Below are 16,562 nucleotides of genomic sequence, written 5' to 3'. Positions count from 1 at the left end.
GATTCAAGGCCGACTTCATCTTGGTTCCTCATCATCATCTAGGCCATCCAAGGCATCATCCAAGTCTGGCAGGTCATCAAAATCTGTCTCATCCTGCTGTTGGGCCGCTTTTTCACGCCGTTTGTTAATAAAGCGGCGATACATCAAGAAGGCCACTGCAAACAAGAGTATGTTGGCAATCGCCAGCGCCAGATAAATCCACAGCATCCGTGGATCATCCCAGCTTTCTATCGGATCAAAAAGGCCTACCTTTTCTCTGTCTGCGGCGGCATCGACGACTGACTCAGCCGCCACTTCTGGCGACGTACTGGCCTCAGCAGCCGGCTGACTCTCAGGCAAAGGCAAAATGGGAACCGCTAAAGGAGGCGGAGCCGGTACCCAGCTTGGCGCTGTCTCAGCGGCCTCTGGCTCAGCAACAGAGGCAGGGGCAGGAGCAGCGGCCGGAGGTGGTGTGGCTTGTACTGGAGCAGGCTCTGGCATCACACGGGCAGGTCGTCGTTCAATGGGGAGCAGCACTTCGGGCAGAGTCACATTGACAGCGCGCCCATTAAGCTGAGTGGAGACATGAACCTGAATAGAGTGGGCCACATCGCGCGGCAGGCTCGCCAAATCGACACGCCATTCGCCATCGCCACGATTGACGGCGCTCAACGGCTGACCTGATGCGGTGACAGTAAAATTGATTGGCTGACGACGCAAAGCGGGATGTTGAGCACGCAAAATCAGGCGCGCAGCCGATCCATCTTCAGGCAGCTGTACAGAAGCCGCAACGACATCCTGCACATTCACACTGTGGCTGATCTGGCGACGGAAGGTGCGGCCATCTATATCAACCTGGAGCTGCTGCTCGCCTAGTTCAGGGAAGGTGTCTAAAGTCGCGCCATAACGAGGACGCTGGGCATCAAGAAGCAGAGGCTGAGCCAGAAGAGTCTGTCCTGATTTGATCAGGCGTGCCTCAACATTCAATAAACGCAAGAATTCACGCCGATCAACAGGGCGGCCTTCCTCGGTTAACCAGGCCTCCAACGCCAGTTGATCACCACGGAATAAGGTCGAGGGAATAGAACTGGTGTGGAACTGCACATCTGAAACCACGGTGACACGGTTATCTGGATGCGCCTCGGTTTCAATCTGCCATTGTCCAGCTTGCGGCCCCGTGACGGTGACCAGCGTATAGTTGGCATTGCCATACCAGCGTACATTGGGATGCGCTGTGGATGGACCAAAGCGGCGTCCTTGTGGATCAAGCAAGTGCAGTTCAGCGCCTGGGGGATGGAATACCAAGGCGGTAAATTCATTGATGGTTGGATCGATCAAGAAGCGATTATCAATTAAGGGCACTTCTTCTGCTGGCAGCGTCCGGTTCAGTATCTGCAGCATAAAAGGCATCAGATCATCAGCGGTGTGTGCGATGGCATGCAAACCACCACTGCGTTGTGCCAGGGTGGCCATCAAATCATGATCGGCCTCATCAGACAGTGCGAGTGTGTGGATCTGAAATCCAGCCTCAACAAGGCGTGGCAGCATTTGGCGCAGAATAATATCACGCGATTGCTGGTTCTCACGCTCGCGCGCTTGAACTGTGGCAGCCTCAGAGATATCCACCAATCCATCAGACAACAAAATGATATGACGTGGGCCATGAGCAGCAGGACGCGCAGCATCCCAAGTGGCTCGCTCAAGCGCATTTTCTATATCCGTGAACAAGGCAACGGAGTTGATTTTTTCAGCCTCCAGCGCCGCCTGACGCCGCCAAGCTTCATTCACCTGACCATGTGGCACCAGCATATTGACATAGGCACCAAAGGTCCAGATACCTGCCCGCCCGCCTTCCGGAAGGAGATCGATCAGCAGGTGCGTTGCAGGAATACGCAGATTATTTGGATCTGTACGGTGCATACTGCCAGAGATATCCACGACCAGGCGGATGTCTGGTGTTTGTGCCAAGGCAGGTGTTCGCAGCAAACCAAGCAAGAGGCAGAGCAACATCAACCGCAGGGAAAAAGCCACCCAGCGGTGTGTCTTTGCCGCAGATGGTGCGGTATGTCCCAGTGTCTTATGCCACTGTAGGTCAGGCCCCACTTTGCATCCCAACATGTTGTTTCTTCCTCTTGCTTGACTGATCCCAGGGGATTTGTGTCGTTAAATACTGGCTTCGGCGAGACGGCGTCCACGCTCAGTCAGATACCAGCGCAGCCCCCAGTTGGTATTCATCTTGCCTGCCAGACCCTTGCTCATCAGGATACCGAGGGATTTCATGACATCTGATTCGCCCAACTCCAGCTCATCAAATAAGCTCGCCTGTGTACGGAAGGTATATCGACCTGTTCCAAGAACTTTTAACACCTGGGTGGCCGCAACATCAAGTTCATCAAGGACTTTGCTTTCTTCTTCTTCACTGAGATCCATTTCTGTCTCAGTTTCAATCAGAGGAAGCAGACTCAGCTGAACCTGCTTGAGCTGATGCTTGAGCTCTTCGACTTCTTCACGAGCGGTATTGGCTGCACGCAGTGTCCGATCCGTCTGATTAGAGACAGCGAAGCGAGAGGCCACTGCAGCGATCAAGCACAGGCCGGTATAGATCAACAACTGGCCTGCATCATGCTGACTTTCGCTGACAATACTGCTGCCTACCAAATCAAGAACAACCGGGACCAAAAAGGCCGCGCCCACCCCGACCACCACACTGCGCAGCATGCCAGTAATGTCTTTATTATCCTGATTTAACAGGTAATAGTTGATTAAACCACCAAAAACACCTGCAATCAGCATCACTAGCGTGAGCACTAAGACAAAAACAACCATAATTCACTCTTCCTCTGGTCTGTCAAAAATTCCTACTCTTCGGCCTCGGCTGGGGGCGGGGTTGCTCGCTGAGCGGTCGTTTTTTTGACCCACCATCCAAGCAACCAAGCCAATACCCAAGCCACGATGATGCCACCACCTAGCATCAAGATCTGCTCAGCTTGTCGGGTGGGGTCACTCACGCCCATCAAGCTATCCAGCAGCAAAACAATAAAAGCGGGTGCATAGTCCTGCTCAACCACTCGCGCTGGCATCACCAGCAAAACCAGCTGACTGAAGATCAGCCCCAGCTTCAGCGTCAAGGGAAGCCAAAATAAACACTTCCAGCTTGCGACGATCAACACCAGCCCGGCCAGCGCATAGAACAACCAGCTGCCTAGCACTAAACTTTCCATAGCTCCTCTCGGTTTTGAAAAGACAAACGGCTTGAATCACCCAGCCTATACTAGATTCGCTCACTCAGAATGAAAAGCTTTAAGCCCTTGTTACACCACTTTTTCCTGACTTGGCGAAGATCCTGCAAGCTGCTGGGCAGACCTAAACTTGCACCCATTCGATAATTCGCTCATGTAAATCCTGAGTCAATGCCCGCTCATGAATCACGCCCTGCTGGCCCATCACGGCAGCCGATTTCAAGGGTTGCTGGGTGAGCAGAGGGTGCCAAACAGGAAGCGGCTGCTGCTGATAGCGCAAACGATAAGCGCAGGTCAACGGCAGATATTCAAAGACAAGATCACCACCTTCGGTTTGACTCTCCTCGCGAATCGACAAGCAATCCGGCACCTGCTGCTGACGCTGGGGGTAATCACGGCAACGACAGGTGCGCAGGTCAAGCAGATTACAGGCGACATCGGTGAAGAAGACCTCGTCTGTCTCATCATCTTGCAATTTATGCAAGCAGCACAGACCGCAGCCATCACACAGCGCCTCCCACTCAGCTTCATTCAGCTCAGCCAGGGGCTGCTCCCAGAACTGAGGACGCAATAGAGGGCCACTGGATGACATTAGTAGCGCGCCTCGGTTGGTGCACGATACAAATCGAGCAGATAAGCCTCTTTGGCAGGCGGCAGCTGTAAATAATAGCCTTTTAACTTCAGCTGCTGACGCACTTCCTCATAATCAGCACGCGCGAGTTTTTTGTGTTTTTCCAGCACCAGTGTCAGAGCCTTGCGCGGTGTGCCAAACTGAGCGAGTAGATCCGCTGGCACACAGCTGAGGCCACGTTTTGCATCCACATAAAGATAGAGTTCATCGCGACGTGGGCTGGCATAAATTTCAGTCAGTTGCACCATGGAAAAACCTCTTAAGATCAAGCATCTTGGGGTAAAGCATTTTGAAGTAAAGCGTCGGGATAGCCCACATCGCGCTGTAGAGCCGCGAGCCGCGGTTGTAGCGCCAAGCGCCGCCACTCAGGCCAAGCCTCAGATAGATGCAAAGGACGCTGTGCAGCCAAATCCTGGGTCCATAAATCTAACTGTTTACGCTTGGCCAGCAGCTCAACCGGCACCTGCTGCTCAGCCGCCAGAGCCTGTAAGGCAGCACGCAGTTTTTTGAGCAACGTACGGTAAGCAGGGCTTTGCGGGGACAAGAGTGGCGCAGGATCTTCTTCTGGCGGTAAGGCCTGGCTCTCGGCGATCACTGACAGCACCTCTGCGCCAAAGCGCTTGACCCAACCAGGGCTGGCTTCGCTGATCTGGCCGAGCTGCACTAAGCTGGAAGGACCTTGCTCAGCCAAATCATGCAGCAGGCTATCACTGGCGATCCGGCTACGGGGACGATCCAGACGCCGGGCTTGCTCTTCACGCCACACGGCCAGCGCCTGAATGACTGTCAGTTGGCGTGGTGTTAAACGCCAGTTTTGCTTCAGCCTGAGCCAAGGTGTGGCCTCGCGCTCACAGGCGGCTTGTGCTTGATAAGCACTTTCCTGCTCCAGTATCTCACGCTGCTGCACACTCAGCTGGGCGGCCAAAGCATGCCAACAGGCGAGCAGATATTCCACATCCTGCGCGGCATAATGGCACTGAGAAGGTGTCAAGGGACGCTGCAACCAGTCAGAGCGGGTTTCGCCCTTTTCTAGCTGAATATCAAGATAGGTTTCAACCAGACGCTGATAACCCACCGACATTTCTTGCGTGATCAACGCACTGGCCAGCTGAGTGTCAATAAAAGGGGCCACGCGCACATTCAGCCAATGGTGCAGGAGCTCTAAATCTTCACCGGCACTGTGAAAGATCTTGGTCGGCCCGCTCGCCAGCAAACTGGCTAATGCCGCACGGCTGGGCGCCTGATCCAATGCCAGTAAATCCAGTAAATAGATCTGCTGATCATCGGCAATTTGCAATAAGGCCGGCTGGGGATAAAAGGTGTGCGTACGAATAAACTCGGTATCGAGAGCCAGTTCCTGCGCTGCCTGCCATGCAGGTAAGGCGGCTTCAAGGGCTTCATGGCTGGCAATCCACACATAGTCACTGTTCATGTTATTTCTCTTGGTGGATAGAAAAGCCTGAGCGCCCAGCAAGGGCACGCGAGAGGGTGCCGCCATCGAGATATTCCAGCTCACCCCCTACTGGCAGGCCATGCGCCAAACGCGTCACTTGGATGTCACGATGAGAAAGCCATTCAGCCAGATACTGGGCCGTGGTTTCCCCTTCAAGGGTCGGGTTGGTGGCCAGAATCACTTCTTCAATGGGTTCTTGATCGAGGCGTGCTTGCAGCTGATCTAGGCCCAGACTTTCTGGCCCCAGCCCTTCGAGCGGAGACAAGTGCCCCAGCAGCACAAAATACTGGCCTGCGTAGATGCCGCTCTGCTCGAGAGCGAGCATATCCGCCGGTGTTTCCACAATGCAGATCAGGCTCGCATCACGCTGCTCACTGCGACAAATACGGCACAGCGGCTCTTCTGTCAGAGTGCGACAAGCTGAGCAGTGCCCGACTTCGGCTAAAGCGCGCCCCAGCACATCTGCCAGGCGCTGCGCGGCATCGGGCGTGCGCTCAAGAAGGTGCAATGCCATACGCTGTGCACTTTTTGGCCCCACACCGGGCAAGCAGCGCAGTGCTTGGATCAGCTCATCAATTAAAGGACTGAGATGCATAGATTCAACTCATCATGGGGAAGAAAATACCGCTTTTCGATCGTTCATCAGCCTCAGCGCAACCAGAAGCACTGATTGAAGCCAAGACACGAGGGAGCTTAAAAGGGCATTTTAAAACCAGGAGGCAGAGGCAAACCGGCAGTCAGCTCAGCCATTTTATCTTTACTGAGCTGTTCAACACGGCGCACCGCATCATTGACAGCGGCCGCGAGCAGATCTTCGAGCATTTCTTTGTCTTCGCTCATCAGGCTGGGGTCGATCTCAACCTTGCGCACATCATGGCGGCCGGTCATGGTGACCTTCACCAGGCCAGCGCCAGATTCACCTACTGCGGTCGCATTGGCAGCCTCTTCTTGCATCTTCTGCATTTTTTCTTGCATTTCTTGGGCTTGCTTCATCATCTTGCCCATATCACCTAGACCTTTAAACATCATCAACCTCACTGGATACATTGATGGCCTCTGTCACCCGCGCAGCGACAGACACCTGAAAAAGAAAAGGATACATCTGGCTATTCTAACAAGCCGATCCCACCAGGGTACAGCACAGCCGATCTGCTGTTTGGCGCAAGAGATCAGCACTCAGGTGCTGTTCACTCTTGGCGAGCCCTTGGCTGCAACGTCTGCACATCCAACTCAGCATCAAACAAGGCCTGAAGCTCCTGCACTTGTGGATGCTGACGCAAAGCCTGCTCTGTCTGCTCAAGCCGTTGCTGCTGATTTTTCTGGCGGCGGAGGATAACCGAATCCAGCCCCAGCTGTTGATCCGCCTGAATCACGATCTGCGGCTGACGCCCCTCTGCCCAAGGGCAGTAGGGTTGCAAGAGTTCAGCCAAAGTGTCCTGCATAGAAGCATCAAAGAAGGCCGCCGCCTGAGGGGGTAAACCAAAAACCAGCTGCTGCTGTTGACGCGACAAGAGACAAAGCTGGCGCAGCTGTGCACTTTGCCAGCCATTCAATGGCAGCTGATCAAACACCCTGAGCCAGGACTCGTTATCCTCCAGCACCAAAGAGGAAGATGGCGTGGGGCTGGCGATCACCGCTGGCTGGGTCTCTTCTTGATGAGCCTCTTCTGGATGAGCCTCTTCTAGCTGGGGCTCTTCTGGCCTTGACGCTGCAACTGGATGCGGCTCAATGATGAGATGCGGCTCAACGGCTGGGCTGGGCGCAATCACTGAAGACACTTCAGGCAAGGCTGCGCTCAGAGTGACAGCTAAAGGTTCGGCGGTCTCTGTCGTTGGTCGAGATGCAGCGCTGGGGCTGCTGGGTGGTTGGTGCAGTGCCTCTTCTTCGACCTGCGCCTCCCAAGGAGGTCTGTTCTGCGTCGCAGGGGGCGAGGCATCAGAAGAGACATCCGTCAACTCAGCTGCTGATGAAGAAGCCGGCAATACATCAGCAGCGCTCTGCTTTGGGGAGTGCACCTCCTCCTCAACTGGAGGGGGCGAGAGAGATGGCAAGGGCATCGCTGGCAGCTCAGGAATGCCCTGTGGCTTAAAGGCCAGCATGCGCAGTAATGTCATTTCCAGTCCGGTGCGTGGATCTGGCGCAAGCGGCAAATCTCGCCGCCCTTCTATCGCGATCTGGTAAAACAACTGCAAGTCTTCCGCGGGCAGTTGGCGCGCATAACCCAGCAGTTTTTCTCGATGCTGCACATCGGGTGGCAAGGCGGCGGGTGCACACTGAGCCAGTGTCATACGGTGCAACAGGCTGGCTAATTCTTGCAAGACAGCAGCAAAGTCCGGCGCCTGCTGAGCCAGCTCGGCCACCTGAGCCAATAAGCCAGCCGCATCCTGCGCGATCAAGGCCTCTAATAATTCCAACAGGTGGCGATGATCCAACACGCCCAGCAACTGGGCAATCTGAGCCGTCGCCAGATAACCATCACCATAGGCAATCGCCTGATCAGTCAGACTCAGTGCATCGCGCATCGAACCATCAGCCGCCCGAGCCAGTAGCCATAAAGCAGGCTCTTCATAGCCCACCTGCTCTTCTTGCAGCAGATGCTGAAGATGTCCCACGATCTTCTCTGGCGACATATTCTTGAGCTGAAACTGCAAGCAGCGCGATAGCACAGTGACTGGCAATTTTTGCGGATCAGTGGTGGCCAGCAAAAACTTCACATGGGGTGGCGGCTCTTCCAGCGTTTTGAGCAGAGCATTAAAGCTGTGGGTCGAGAGCATGTGCACTTCGTCGATCAGGTAGACCTTAAAGCGACCGCGCGTTGGCGCATATTGCACATTATCCAGCAGCTCACGCGTGTCTTCGACCTTGGTGCGACTGGCGGCATCCACCTCGATCAGATCGACAAAACGCCCTGCATCAATCTCGCTACAAGCCGAGCAGACACCGCAAGGCTGACTGGTCATGCCTGTCTCACAATTCAGGCATTTCGCCAGAATACGCGCCAGTGTGGTTTTACCCACCCCACGCGTTCCAGTGAACAAATAGGCATGATGAAGACGATCCTGATCGAGTGCATTCACCAAGGCCGTGCGTACTTGATCCTGCCCCACCAGCTGATGAAAATTCTTAGGACGCCATTTACGCGCCAAAACCTGATAGCTCATGCGAAATCTTCTTGCACTGAAAATGAGCGCCAAGGATAGCATGAAGGCGCAGACGCGACACCTGCACCCGAGTGGATCAACGCACCATTTTACGACTGAGCCACTGGCGCAATCGAAACGGCAACCGCCCTAGAAAACCCACCAGACCAACAAAAAGGCGCGGATAACGAATTTCTGGCTGGCCACGCGCCACACCACGTACGATCGCCTCAGCCATCGCTGCGGCCGTGACCTGCATTGGCATCGGAAAATCATTCTGCGCTGTCAACGGCGTGGCCACAAATCCGGGGTAAACCACCGTCACCGCCACGCCCTGCTGAGCCAGATCCAGACGCAGGCTTTCCATAAAATAGCTGACCGCCGCTTTAGAAGCGCCATAGGCCTCGGCCCGCGGCAAGGGTGCCAAAGCCGCCGCGCTGGAGATGGCAACCAAACGCGGCTGATGACCAAGCGGCACTTTTTTAAGCAGTGGCAAGGCCACTTCAACACAGGCCACCAACCCAAGAAAATTGGTTTCCATGACGCGTCGCACTAACGCCAGATCCACCTGAGCCTGATCGATATATTCACAGGTTCCAGCATTGAGAATCACCTGATCCAAAAAGCCCAGACGGGCCTCAATGCGCTGGGCCGCCTGACGCACTGAATCTGCATCGATCACATCACAGACCAGCGGGATGATGCAATGCGGCTGCTCTGCCGCCAAGGCTAACAAGGGCGCTTCACTGCGCCCTGACACCACCAGCTGATGCCCTTGCTGTGCCAGATGCAAGGCCAGCGCCCGCCCGATGCCTGATCCCGCCCCTGTGAGCCAGATTTTTAAAGGCTGATGCTCGGGCTTCATCCTGCTTCCCCAGATAGAGAAGGTGCCAGCCATTGATACATCACCAAGGCATCGACATAGCCTGCCGTGGGGTGGGCAAAGGCACGCGGTAAGCGCCCAACCACATCAAAACCCATTTTTTGCCATAAGGCGATGGCCCCCTGATTCGTCGACACCACCAGATTAAACTGCATCGCCAGATAGCCTAAAGCACGCGCACGTTCCAGAGAGTGTGCGCACATGGCCGCAGCCACACCTTGGCCTCGCGCTGCTTCAGCCACCATATAACCGGCATTGCAGACATGGCTTCCCGGCCCCGCCTGATTGGTTTTAAGATAATAACTCCCCACCAACTGGCCTTGCTGCTCGACCACATAGGTCTCACGCGGTGCTGTCATCCAGAGTGCAGCGGCTTCTTGTTGTGTCAGATCGCGCGGATAAGCATAGGTCTCGCCTGCGGCGACGATCTCTTTAAAAAAAGGCCAGATCTGCTCAAAGTCAGCAGGGGCAGCCAAACGTATTTGCATGCAGCAGTCTCTCCTTCAAGGCTATTGGATCAAGCTTCACACCCAAGTTCACTGATGCCAGCCAGTCTGTGATTTGCTAAAGTGCGCGCTCTTGTTTGTCATCAACATATCAGAATCACCAAAGGCTCAACACCCATGCAGCAGGAAGAATTTGCCCAGCACACCCCGATGATGCGCCAGTATCTGCGTATCAAAAAAGAGCACCCTAATACCCTTTTATTCTATCGGATGGGCGATTTTTATGAGCTGTTTTATGAGGATGCTAAAAAAGCAGCCGCCTTGCTCGATATTACCCTGACACAACGCGGCGCTTCGGCTGGGACACCCATTCCGATGGCGGGCATTCCCTACCATGCCGCTGAAGGCTATCTTGCACGGCTGGTCAAGGCTGGCTTATCGGTCGCGATTTGTGAGCAGATCGGGGATCCTGCCACCAGCAAAGGGCCAGTCGAGCGCAAGGTGGTGCGCATACTGACACCGGGCACGCTGACCGATGAAGCTCTGCTCGATGAGCGCCGTGACAATCTGCTCCTCGCCCTCTGCCAACAACAGCAGGGCTATGGTGTCGCTTGGCTAGATCTCGCCAGCGGACGCTTTACACTCAGCGAGCTAGAGGAGACTTCGGCCCTCGAAGCCCTGATCGCGCGTCTTGCTCCGGCAGAAGTGCTGCTCGAAGAAGGCTTGGAGCAGCTCCACTGCTGGCCTGATCCACAACGTCTGCATCGGCTCAGTCCGTGGCAGTTCGATCAGGATACGGCGCGGCGCAAACTCTGCGAACAGTTTCAGGTCCATGATCTGCGCGGCTTTGGTTGTGAGCAGCTCGGCCCGGCACTCGCTGCCGCGGGTGTACTGCTCGACTATGCGCGCGAAACGCAGCAATCCACACTTCCGCATCTCCATCGATTACAGCGTGAAGAAGAAGATGAAGCGCTGATTATTGATGCCGCCAGCCGTCGCAATCTGGAGCTGGCCACCAACCTCTCTGGAGGCAGAGAGCACACCCTGCTAGCGGTGCTCGATCATACCGTCACCCCTATGGGGTCTCGCCTGTTAGGGCGCTGGCTCCAGCGGCCTTTGCGCCACACCGGCATCATTCAAGCACGCCAGAAGGCAGTGCAACAGCTACAAGAGCAGGCTTTCAGCTTAGATTTCGCCGCAGATCTCAAGCAGATCGGTGATATGGAGCGCATCCTGTCGCGTGTGGCACTGGGATCAGCACGACCACGCGATCTTGTCCGCCTCGGTCAAGCCTTAGCCAGCCTGCCTGACATTAAAAACAAGCTGGCCGATTTGAGTGCACCGCTGCTTGAGGAGCTCAACAGCCAGATCGCGGCACTGCCTGAAGTAGCACAAGAACTCAAGCGCGCACTGGTTGAGACCCCACCGATGTTGATTCGAGATGGCGGCGTCATCGCAGAAGGCTATGATGCTGAACTGGATCAACTGCGCCAACTGCGTGATCATGCCGGCGGCTATCTGCTCGATCTTGAACAGCGTGAGAAAGAACGCACTGGCTTATCGTCACTGAAAGTCGGCTACAACCGTGTGCATGGCTACTATATCGAAATCAGCCGCGCCCAGTCGGATCAGGCTCCTGCCGATTATCAGCGCCGCCAGACACTGAAAAATGCAGAGCGCTTTATCCTGCCCGAGTTGAAAAAGTTCGAAGATGAGGTCCTCTCCAGCCAAAGCCGTGCGCTCGCGCGTGAAAAAGGCCTCTATGAAGCCTTGGTACAACAACTCCAAACCCAGCTCGCCGCGTTGCAAATGACCGCCGCCGCCTTGGCGCAACTCGATGTGCTGACCTGCCTAGCTGAGCGAGCCACCAACCTGCGTTGGTCGCTGCCCTGCTTGAGCGAGCAAGAAGGCATCCAGATCACTCAAGGCCGACATCCGGTTGTAGAACAGGTGGTCAGTGATCCTTTTGTTGCCAATGATCTGCATTTTGATCCAGATACCCGCATGCTGATGATTACCGGCCCCAATATGGGCGGTAAGTCCACCTTTATGCGCCAGATTGCCTTGATCACCCTACTGGCTTATATCGGCAGTGCCGTCCCCGCCGAAGCCGCCCAAATTGGCCCGATTGATCGCATTTTTACACGGATTGGCGCGGCGGATGATCTGGCCTCAGGGCGTTCGACCTTTATGGTGGAGATGACAGAGACCGCCAATATTCTCCATCACGCCACCCGCCAGAGCCTGGTCTTGATGGATGAAGTCGGGCGCGGCACCAGTACCTTTGATGGCCTGTCACTGGCTTGGGCCTGTGCGCAAGCGCTGGCAGAACGCCAAGCCTGGACACTCTTTGCAACCCACTACTTTGAGCTGACTTGCCTTAGTGAGACCTACCCCAGCATCCGTAATGTGCATCTCTCGGCCACCGAGCATGAAGATCGCCTGATCTTTATGCACCGCGTTGAGGCCGGACCAGCCAGCCAAAGCTTTGGCCTGCAAGTGGCCCAGCTGGCCGGTGTCCCGCGCGAGGTCATCGAACAGGCCAAGCTCAAGCTGGCCGAACTCGAAAGCGCGCCACCCGCAGCGACGCCGCCGAAAACACCAGCCCAGCCAAGAGTCACAGAGCAGCCAGTGGAAGAGTGGCCGGTCAAAGAGCCCAGCGTGGCTCCTGCAAAAACAGCACGCCAAGCTGGGCGTCGTTCATCCACACCCCAGCAGGCTGATCTGTTTGCGGCCATGCCTCATCCTGCACTAGAGCAGTTGAATCAGCTCGATCTGGATCAGATGACACCGCGACAAGCCCTCGATGCCCTCTATCGGCTGCAGGAACAAGCCCGCTCTCTGGGGTAAGACTGGAAAAAAAGATCAGCCGGAGTAGAATGCAGAGGAGGTTGATCCTCTGCCACACCCATAAAATGAGATGAGGAGAAGCGCGTGGCTTTTGTTGTGACTGAAAACTGCATTCGTTGCAAATATACAGACTGTGTTGAAGTCTGCCCGGTTGATTGCTTTTATGAAGGGCCCAATTTTTTGGTCATCAACCCAGACGAATGTATCGATTGCGCCCTCTGCGAACCTGAGTGCCCAGCCAAGGCGATCTATTCAGAGGATGAACTGCCGTCCGACATGCAAGACTTCGTGCAGATCAATGCTGAACTGGCTGAAGTCTGGCCTAATATCAGCGAACGCAAGGACCCGCTTCCTGAGGCCGCAGAATGGGATGGTAAAAAGGACAAACGCCAGTATCTATTAAAAGAGTAAGCAGATTCACTTCACGGCCAGAGCGATTTCTGGCCGTTTTTTTAAGGAGCGCCTATGGAAAACTGTATTTTTTGTCAGATCGCCCAGCATCAACTTCCTGCCAAGATTGCCTACGAAGATGATCAGGTGATCGCCTTCCATGACATCCACCCTGCTGCCCCTATCCATCTGCTGGTGATCCCGAAAAAGCACATCACCACCTTAAATGATCTCGAAGAAGAAGATGCCGCGCTGGTGGGACGCTTACAAATCACTGCCGCTAAGCTGGCCAAAGAGCTCGGGTTTGCTGATGCAGGCTATCGTGTGGTGATGAACTGCAATCAGGATGGCGGTCAAACTGTCTGGCACATCCATATGCACGTGCTGGCTGGGCGCGGTCTGAGCTGGCCACCTGGTTAAACCTCTGCGTATTGTTGCTCTTGGCAGAGGGCTGATCACCTGCTGGTCATCAACTCATCAGCCCTTTGTCACCGCATTGAGATTGAACACAGTTTTAATATCCCACCGACTCTCTTGTTTTATTTTTTGATAAAAGGATGATCTGCAATGAATGATGCCATCAAGAAGGTTCTAGCCCCCCACGCACTTGAAGCCAAAAACGTTAAGCACTACCAGCTCGAAAACATTCTCCAGCAAGCCAAGGATGCTCCACCTGTGGCGACAGCGGTGGTTCATCCAGTCGATTTTAATAGCCTAGAAGGCGCACTTGAGGCTGCCGAAGCCAGCATCATCACCCCCATTTTTGTCGGTCCAGAAAAGAAAATTCGTGCTGTCGCTGCTGAAAACCAGCTGGATCTGAAGGACTACCAAATCATCGATACCGAGCACAGCCACCAAGCCGCGGAGAAGGCCGTTGAAATGGCACGCCTCGGCCAGGTCCACGCACTGATGAAAGGCAAGCTTGGCACCTCCGAACTCTTGGGCGCGGTTGTCTCCAGAACAGGCGGACTGCGCACCGAACGCCGCCTATCTCACGTCTTCATCATGGACGTGCCCAGCTATCACAAGACACTCTTCATCACTGATGCCGCGATCAATATCGCCCCAAATCTGCTGGATAAGCGCGATATCCTGCAAAATGCGATTGATTGCGCACATGCGCTGGGTGTCGATCTGCCTAAGGCTGCTATTCTTTCCGCGGTTGAAAAGGTCAAGCCCCATATTCAGTCAACACTGGATGCGGCGGCCCTGTGCAAGATGGTCGATCGTGGCCAGATCACTGGCGCACTGGTCGACGGCCCCTTGGCCTTTGATAACGCCATCTCTAAAGAAGCCGCCGAAGACAAGGGCATCAACTCCCCCATTCCCGGTGATGTCGATATTCTGGCAGCTCCTGATTTGGAATCGGCCAATATGTTTGCCAAGCAGCTGCAATATCTGGCCAATGCCAAGGCCGCAGGCATCGTGATGGGGGCGCGCGTCCCGATCATTCTGACCAGCCGTGCCGCCAAACCTTTAGAGCGCTTATCCTCTTGTGCTGTGGCTGTCATGGTCGCCCGCAAAATGGGCCGTCTGGTTTAATTCAAGGAGTGGAGTATGAGTAGCAAAAAACAAATGATTTTGATCGTCAACGCTGGCTCTTCGAGCCTGAAATGCTCACTCTTTAATGTGGATCAGGGTGAAGTCAGCCAGCATTTTCGCGTCAAGGTCGCGAACCTTGCTGGGCCTGCACGCCTTGAGATCTATGATCACAGCGAACATCCAGATGGTGTGCTGGTTGATAAAGAAGTACTGGATAAAGAACAGCTTGATGTGGCCAATCAGCAGGCGCATGCCCATGCGCTTAAGTTTGTCTTGCAGTGGATAGAGAAAAACACGCCGCAATATGAAATTGCCTGGGTTGGTCATCGAGTGGTGCATGGCGGCGAGCGTTATGCGCAACCCGTTGTTGTGGATGCCGATGTCATGGCCTTTTTAGAAACGCTGGTGCCGCTGGCCCCGCTCCACCAGCCGTATAACTTAAAGCTGATTTACCTCTGTCAAGAGTTCTTGCCCAACTGTCCGCAAGTGGCTTGCTTTGATACGGCCTTTCATACCAGCATTCCACGCATTGCCAGTGAATTTGCCATTCCGCGCCAGTACACAGACGAAGGCGTCAGACGCTATGGCTTCCATGGCCTCTCTTATGAATATATCCACGATAAGCTCTCGCGCCTGGATGCTGAGCTGGCAGAGAAAAAACTGATCGTGGCGCATCTTGGTGCAGGCAGCTCGATGTGCGCTATCGATCAAGGCCAGAGCCGCGCTTCCACCATGGGCTTTACCGCCGTTGAGGGCCTGCCAATGGGCACGCGCTGTGGTCAGCTCGATCCTGGTGTGCTGCTGTATTTAATGCAAGAAAAGGGCATGGATGCCAAAGCGCTGGAAAAAATGCTCTATAAAGAGTGCGGCTGGTATGGTGTTTCAGGTGGGATCGCCTCAGAAATGATCACCCTGAAGCAATCCAGTGATCCACTGGCTCGGGCCGCAATCGATATGTTTGTCTATCGTATTGCGCGCGAGACAGGCTCACTGGCCGCAGCACTGGGTGGTGTCGATGTGATGGTCTTCACTGGCGGTGTCGGCGAAAACGATGCTGATTTGCGCGCCGCTGTGGTTGAGCAAAATGCCTGGCTGGGCATGGAAATCGATCCACGACGTAACCAAGCGAATGAATATTTGATTTCATCTGACGCCAGTCGCGTTAAAATCTTCTCTATTCCAACCAACGAAGAAAAGATGATTGCGCGCCATACACTGAAACAACTGGGCGTCGCCTAAAGAACCCAGCACTGGGCTGCTGCAGGCGATCCTGCAAAAGCCCAGATCAGATACAGGCTGCATCTTCATTCCACCTCCGTGACTGGGGGTTTACCTTTGCCAATGGAGGCCAGTATGTCTCGTTCACGCCAACTGAATCGAACCGACCAGATGATTGAACAGGTCGATATCCTGCTGCGCACGCTGATTCCACGCGCAGCGCAACCCTATCGCCCGAATCCTGCGTTACAACAAGAACACACAGAGATGAGCGATGAAGAAAAACGCCATGCCGCTGGCCTGATGCGGATCAACCATACCGGTGAGGTCTGTGCCCAAGCTCTCTATCAAGGCCAAGCACTGACGGCCAAACTGGATGAAGTCCGCGACCAGATGACTCAGGCAGCACAAGAAGAAATCGATCATCTGGCTTGGTGTGACCAGCGCTTACAAGAACTGGATAGCCGCACCAGCCTCCTGAATCCTCTTTTTTATGGCTTGTCTTTTGGCATCGGCGCTGCTGCGGGCTTGGCGGGCGATCGTTATAGCCTCGGTTTTGTAGCCGCCACCGAAGATCAGGTGTGTCATCACCTAGAAGAGCACTTTGAATCCTTACCTGCACAGGATCAACGCTCGCGCGCGATTTTACAGCAGATGCATGAGGACGAAGCTCATCATGCTGACTGGGCACTGGCTGCTGGGGGGGTGCGTTTTCCTGCACCGGTGAAGAAGGTGATGACATTGATGTCCAAGGTGATGACTAAGAGCGTTTATCGCCTGTAATGGATGAT

Annotated in this window: 17 protein-coding genes; 6 read left to right on the top strand and 11 right to left on the bottom strand. The window is 54.7% G+C overall.

The window, feature by feature from the left end:
• Nucleotides 1-15 precede the first annotated feature (15 nt).
• The 11 genes from V6U78_RS02355 to V6U78_RS02305 form a co-directional block, all read right to left on the bottom strand.
• A complete protein-coding gene (locus V6U78_RS02355) occupies nucleotides 16-2,010 on the bottom strand; it encodes a VWA domain-containing protein (protein ID WP_405336799.1) in 1,995 nt (664 codons plus the stop codon).
• 132 nt (nucleotides 2,011-2,142) lie between these two features.
• Nucleotides 2,143-2,805 (bottom strand): YEATS-associated helix-containing protein, encoded by a 663-nt coding sequence (locus V6U78_RS02350; RefSeq protein WP_405336797.1) that lies wholly within the window; start codon nucleotides 2,803-2,805, stop codon nucleotides 2,143-2,145.
• A gap of 32 nt (nucleotides 2,806-2,837) precedes the next feature.
• A complete protein-coding gene (locus tag V6U78_RS02345; RefSeq protein WP_405336795.1) occupies nucleotides 2,838-3,200 on the bottom strand; it encodes a hypothetical protein in 363 nt (120 codons plus the stop codon).
• A 142-nt stretch (nucleotides 3,201-3,342) separates the two neighbouring features.
• Entirely contained in the window at nucleotides 3,343-3,810 is a 468-nt protein-coding gene (locus V6U78_RS02340) for a YcgN family cysteine cluster protein (protein WP_405336793.1), read from the bottom strand.
• Nucleotides 3,810-4,097 (bottom strand): YcgL domain-containing protein, encoded by a 288-nt coding sequence (locus V6U78_RS02335; protein WP_405336791.1) that lies wholly within the window; start codon nucleotides 4,095-4,097, stop codon nucleotides 3,810-3,812. The genes V6U78_RS02340 and V6U78_RS02335 overlap by 1 nt, the downstream gene beginning before the upstream one ends.
• Nucleotides 4,098-4,114: 17 nt before the next feature.
• The gene (locus tag V6U78_RS02330) at nucleotides 4,115-5,281 is read right to left on the bottom strand and encodes a ribonuclease D (RefSeq protein WP_405336789.1); all 1,167 of its coding nucleotides are present in this window, start codon (nucleotides 5,279-5,281) and stop codon (nucleotides 4,115-4,117) included.
• 1 nt (nucleotide 5,282) lies between these two features.
• Nucleotides 5,283-5,897 carry a recombination mediator RecR gene (recR, locus tag V6U78_RS02325; RefSeq protein WP_405336787.1) on the bottom strand — a complete coding sequence of 205 codons (615 nt, stop codon included), beginning with the start codon at nucleotides 5,895-5,897 and terminating at the stop codon, nucleotides 5,283-5,285.
• 98 nt (nucleotides 5,898-5,995) lie between these two features.
• The gene (locus V6U78_RS02320; protein WP_405336785.1) at nucleotides 5,996-6,328 is read right to left on the bottom strand and encodes a YbaB/EbfC family nucleoid-associated protein; all 333 of its coding nucleotides are present in this window, start codon (nucleotides 6,326-6,328) and stop codon (nucleotides 5,996-5,998) included.
• Nucleotides 6,329-6,489: 161 nt separating this feature from the next.
• Nucleotides 6,490-8,463 (bottom strand): DNA polymerase III subunit gamma/tau, encoded by a 1,974-nt coding sequence (dnaX, locus tag V6U78_RS02315; RefSeq protein WP_405336783.1) that lies wholly within the window; start codon nucleotides 8,461-8,463, stop codon nucleotides 6,490-6,492.
• A gap of 76 nt (nucleotides 8,464-8,539) precedes the next feature.
• Entirely contained in the window at nucleotides 8,540-9,307 is a 768-nt protein-coding gene (locus tag V6U78_RS02310) for an SDR family NAD(P)-dependent oxidoreductase (RefSeq protein WP_405336781.1), read from the bottom strand.
• On the bottom strand, nucleotides 9,304-9,813 hold the full coding sequence (locus tag V6U78_RS02305; RefSeq protein ID WP_405336779.1) for a GNAT family N-acetyltransferase: 510 nt from the start codon (nucleotides 9,811-9,813) through the stop codon (nucleotides 9,304-9,306). Before V6U78_RS02305 ends, V6U78_RS02310 begins: the two co-directional genes overlap by 4 nt.
• 135 nt (nucleotides 9,814-9,948) lie before the next feature.
• On the opposite strand from V6U78_RS02305, the gene mutS reads away from it, so the two are divergent.
• The 6 genes from mutS to coq7 all read left to right on the top strand — a co-directional run bounded on the left by mutS (nucleotide 9,949) and on the right by coq7 (nucleotide 16,554).
• Nucleotides 9,949-12,621, top strand: coding sequence for a DNA mismatch repair protein MutS (gene mutS, locus V6U78_RS02300; protein ID WP_405336777.1), 2,673 nt, complete (start codon nucleotides 9,949-9,951; stop codon nucleotides 12,619-12,621).
• Between the two features lie 84 nt (nucleotides 12,622-12,705).
• Complete coding sequence (gene fdxA / locus V6U78_RS02295) at nucleotides 12,706-13,032, top strand: ferredoxin FdxA (RefSeq protein ID WP_405336775.1); 327 nt, start codon at nucleotides 12,706-12,708, stop codon at nucleotides 13,030-13,032.
• Between the two features lie 54 nt (nucleotides 13,033-13,086).
• Nucleotides 13,087-13,431 (top strand): histidine triad nucleotide-binding protein, encoded by a 345-nt coding sequence (locus tag V6U78_RS02290; protein WP_405336773.1) that lies wholly within the window; start codon nucleotides 13,087-13,089, stop codon nucleotides 13,429-13,431.
• A gap of 147 nt (nucleotides 13,432-13,578) precedes the next feature.
• Entirely contained in the window at nucleotides 13,579-14,553 is a 975-nt protein-coding gene (locus V6U78_RS02285; RefSeq protein WP_405336771.1) for a bifunctional enoyl-CoA hydratase/phosphate acetyltransferase, read from the top strand.
• A gap of 15 nt (nucleotides 14,554-14,568) precedes the next feature.
• A complete protein-coding gene (locus V6U78_RS02280; protein ID WP_405336769.1) occupies nucleotides 14,569-15,792 on the top strand; it encodes an acetate/propionate family kinase in 1,224 nt (407 codons plus the stop codon).
• A gap of 114 nt (nucleotides 15,793-15,906) precedes the next feature.
• Nucleotides 15,907-16,554 carry a 2-polyprenyl-3-methyl-6-methoxy-1,4-benzoquinone monooxygenase gene (gene coq7 / locus V6U78_RS02275; RefSeq protein ID WP_405336767.1) on the top strand — a complete coding sequence of 216 codons (648 nt, stop codon included), beginning with the start codon at nucleotides 15,907-15,909 and terminating at the stop codon, nucleotides 16,552-16,554.
• Nucleotides 16,555-16,562: the final 8 nt, after the last annotated feature.

Origin of the sequence: Marinospirillum alkalitolerans, assembly GCF_045055655.1 — a bacterium.
Classification (GTDB): domain Bacteria; phylum Pseudomonadota; class Gammaproteobacteria; order Pseudomonadales; family Halomonadaceae; genus Marinospirillum; species Marinospirillum alkalitolerans.
This window is presented reverse-complemented; position numbering and strand designations above follow the sequence as displayed.

Excerpts from the sequence above, each read along its gene's own strand:
- V6U78_RS02350 (WP_405336797.1), bottom strand. The coding sequence starts at position 2,805 with ATGGTTGTTTTTGTCTTAGTGCTCACGCTAGTGATGCTGATTGCAGGT.
- V6U78_RS02345 (WP_405336795.1), bottom strand. The coding sequence starts at position 3,200 with ATGGAAAGTTTAGTGCTAGGCAGCTGGTTGTTCTATGCGCTGGCCGGG.
- V6U78_RS02340 (WP_405336793.1), bottom strand. The coding sequence starts at position 3,810 with ATGTCATCCAGTGGCCCTCTATTGCGTCCTCAGTTCTGGGAGCAGCCC.
- V6U78_RS02335 (WP_405336791.1), bottom strand. The coding sequence starts at position 4,097 with ATGGTGCAACTGACTGAAATTTATGCCAGCCCACGTCGCGATGAACTC.
- V6U78_RS02330 (WP_405336789.1), bottom strand. The coding sequence starts at position 5,281 with ATGAACAGTGACTATGTGTGGATTGCCAGCCATGAAGCCCTTGAAGCC.
- recR (WP_405336787.1), bottom strand. The coding sequence starts at position 5,897 with ATGCATCTCAGTCCTTTAATTGATGAGCTGATCCAAGCACTGCGCTGC.
- V6U78_RS02320 (WP_405336785.1), bottom strand. The coding sequence starts at position 6,328 with ATGTTTAAAGGTCTAGGTGATATGGGCAAGATGATGAAGCAAGCCCAA.
- dnaX (WP_405336783.1), bottom strand. The coding sequence starts at position 8,463 with ATGAGCTATCAGGTTTTGGCGCGTAAATGGCGTCCTAAGAATTTTCAT.
- V6U78_RS02310 (WP_405336781.1), bottom strand. The coding sequence starts at position 9,307 with ATGAAGCCCGAGCATCAGCCTTTAAAAATCTGGCTCACAGGGGCGGGA.
- V6U78_RS02305 (WP_405336779.1), bottom strand. The coding sequence starts at position 9,813 with ATGCAAATACGTTTGGCTGCCCCTGCTGACTTTGAGCAGATCTGGCCT.
- mutS (WP_405336777.1), top strand. The coding sequence starts at position 9,949 with ATGCAGCAGGAAGAATTTGCCCAGCACACCCCGATGATGCGCCAGTAT.
- V6U78_RS02290 (WP_405336773.1), top strand. The coding sequence starts at position 13,087 with ATGGAAAACTGTATTTTTTGTCAGATCGCCCAGCATCAACTTCCTGCC.
- V6U78_RS02285 (WP_405336771.1), top strand. The coding sequence starts at position 13,579 with ATGAATGATGCCATCAAGAAGGTTCTAGCCCCCCACGCACTTGAAGCC.
- V6U78_RS02280 (WP_405336769.1), top strand. The coding sequence starts at position 14,569 with ATGAGTAGCAAAAAACAAATGATTTTGATCGTCAACGCTGGCTCTTCG.
- coq7 (WP_405336767.1), top strand. The coding sequence starts at position 15,907 with ATGTCTCGTTCACGCCAACTGAATCGAACCGACCAGATGATTGAACAG.